This is a genomic window from Leisingera sp., from assembly GCF_034669605.1.
In the GTDB taxonomy this organism is placed as follows: domain Bacteria; phylum Pseudomonadota; class Alphaproteobacteria; order Rhodobacterales; family Rhodobacteraceae; genus Leisingera.
Window position 1 is genome coordinate 1 of record NZ_JAXMOX010000357.1, and the last position, 2,386, is coordinate 2,386.

At 63.0% G+C, this 2,386-nt stretch carries 2 protein-coding genes and 2 pseudogenes; 2 read left to right on the forward strand and 2 right to left on the reverse strand.

Annotated elements, in window-relative coordinates; all coding sequences use genetic code 11:
* Positions 1-582, reverse strand: a pseudogene (locus VOI29_RS24140) (hypothetical protein); the annotation flags it as partial.
* 528 nt (positions 583-1,110) lie between these two features.
* On the opposite strand from VOI29_RS24140, the gene VOI29_RS24145 reads away from it, so the two are divergent.
* A complete protein-coding gene (locus tag VOI29_RS24145) occupies positions 1,111-1,413 on the forward strand; it encodes a hypothetical protein (RefSeq protein ID WP_323784394.1) in 303 nt (100 codons plus the stop codon).
* 66 nt (positions 1,414-1,479) lie between these two features.
* Positions 1,480-2,088, forward strand: a complete 609-nt coding sequence (locus tag VOI29_RS24150; protein ID WP_323784396.1) for a hypothetical protein — start codon at positions 1,480-1,482, stop codon at positions 2,086-2,088.
* 50 nt (positions 2,089-2,138) lie between these two features.
* Here VOI29_RS24150 and VOI29_RS24155 read toward each other — a convergent pair.
* Positions 2,139-2,386 (reverse strand): annotated as a pseudogene (locus tag VOI29_RS24155) (glyceraldehyde-3-phosphate dehydrogenase); the annotation flags it as partial.

A 2,386-nucleotide genomic window follows, 5' to 3' on the forward strand; every position in this document is an offset into this window, starting at 1 on the left:
CTGTGCATCAAGCCGGGCTTGCACATGATTGGCTGTGATCTTCTGATCCGACACCGCTGCCTTGGCGTGGCCGCTGCGGCGCCAGGCCCGCACGCCGGCAATCGCCGCCTCGCGGACCGCTCCGGTGCTGGCAGGCTGGCCGGGGGCAAAGCCTGCGGGGATCTCCACGTCGCTGGTTTGCGGCAGCGGCGCCAGCTCTGCCGTGCCAAAGGTGAACCGCGGGCCGGGCTGCACGGTGATTTCCACCTTGCTGACGTCCTTTGGCGGATTCAGCGGCTGGATCCCCGCCGCCTCGCGCCCGTCCAGGCGGATATTCACCACCGGCGAGAAATGACCCGCATCATACAGCACCTGCACCAGTGTGCGGTAATCCGACAAGGCCGCTGCCAGCAGTTCCTGCACATTGGTTTCACCGCTGGCGGCCACCGAAGAGGAGGCGCCGCGCAGCCGCCCGGCCAGGTCTGCATCCGCACCGGGCGCCTGCAGCGTCGCTTCGGCGCCAAAGGCGGCAGGTGGCAGCACTGCCAGCAGGCTGAAGGCAAGGGCGCGCGCCAAGGGTCGCGGGCGGAAAGAAAAATGCATGTCAGCTCCCGGCGGCGGGCGTGAAATTCTGCCTCTAAGCCCGGCGGGGCCACAGGCGGTTAGAGGCAAAGCCTAACACGGGAAAATTGCAGGATGGAACCGGCAAAGCAGCAGCTTTCCGCCCAGCTTGGGCCTGCGTTGACCAGAGGCGGATTGCCGCGCATCGCGGCCGTCATGCGGCCGCAACACTGAGGGTGGAGTGCCAAGCCGCGGGCGCAATCCTGCCGGTTTGGCGCGCGTGCGGTGAAATTGGCTGCAAAGATGATTGGAAACCGGTAGGAAATTCATACTATGCCGCGCAGCTCCGGCAGTTGAAGCTGCCGGAGCTGGCACTCGTTAACAAGGCTACTTCGAGTAAACGTCAGGCGCAGCCACCACTCACATGCAGCCTAGCCTGGCGGGAATGATACCACGCGGGATTGTACTGTCCAGATAATTATCGGATTGATAATTTCCGCGTGGTGTCATCTTATAGTGGCATATTAAGCGGTTCTTTAGCAGCGGATTAGGTTTCCCGGAGGTGTAAAAGTGGATCAGTTGAAGTCAATTTTTGAACTGCGGGATATGCTCCACATGATGGAGCGCGACATCGGACTGGACCGGTTGAGCAGGGTTGAGAGGGATGTGCTGCTGGCGGCGCATGCGCTGACCTCGGTGCCAGGCGCCCCGGTGCAATCCGAGCAGATCCGCAGCCACCGGCTGGTGCGGGAAATTGCCCAGGCGACCTTTCACCGGACACTGAAGTCGCTGCTGGCACTGGGGTTGCTGGAACGGGCGGGCGGCAGCAAAGCCAAGCATTATGTGGTTTGCTTTGATCCCGCGGCAAAGTGACAGCGCCGCGTAATCAAGGCCTTCACATGATTGCAGCCACCGCTGCTCCTGTCTAAGGGGGGCGGCATGATACGAGTTTTGCAGGTCCTGTCCGAGTTTCAGAGTTTTGCGGTCATCACCGCGGCCTATATCATTTGCCATGGTCTGACGGCCTGGGCCGTCACGCCGGTGCAGCAACTGTTCCTGCCGGAGATCACTGTCTTTGCCAGCCTGATCTACCTGCCGCACGGGGTGCGGGTGCTGAGCGTCTGGCTGCTTGGCTGGAAAGCGGTTCCGCCGCTTGCAGCCGGTGCGGTCCTGTCGGAGCTGATATTCACCCCAGGCACTGTGCTGCCCGTGGGGGAGCCGGTGCTGTGGCAGTCCATCGCAGTCGGGGCGTTTTCGGCATATGCCGCTTTTGAAATCGCCTGGCTTTTTGGCTGGACGCTTTATGCGGGTCAGACGCGGCGGATTGCCTGGACCGGGCTGCTGGCCGTGGGAGGGCTGGCGTCCGTCATCAATTCCCTGGGGCAGTCGGTTGTGTTTTCAGGCCTGATCTTTCCCGGCGGCCAGCTGCCGGTCATGGCAGTTTACGCGGCGGGCGACCTGATCGGTCTCGCGGTTTGCATGATTGCATTAATGCTGATTTTCCGCTGGCTCCGCCTGGCCGGTGCCGGGCGCAAGCCGCAGAAATAACAAGTCCGCCGGGGGCGGGCTTGCAAAGACGCGGCAGGCTGAGCCGGCATTTACCCGGCCATCAGCCGCGCCACATCCAGCATCCGGGCCGAAAAACCCCATTCATTGTCATACCAGCCGAACACACGCGCCTGATGCTCGCCGGCCATGCGGGTTTCGGGGCCGGCGATCACCAGCGATTCAGGCCGCGCGCGCAGGTCCGACGAGACCAGCGGCATATCTGTCCAGCCCAGCACCTGCGAGGCAGCAACGCCTTCGCGCAGCGCGGCGGTGAACTCTGGTTCGCTCATCGGGGTTT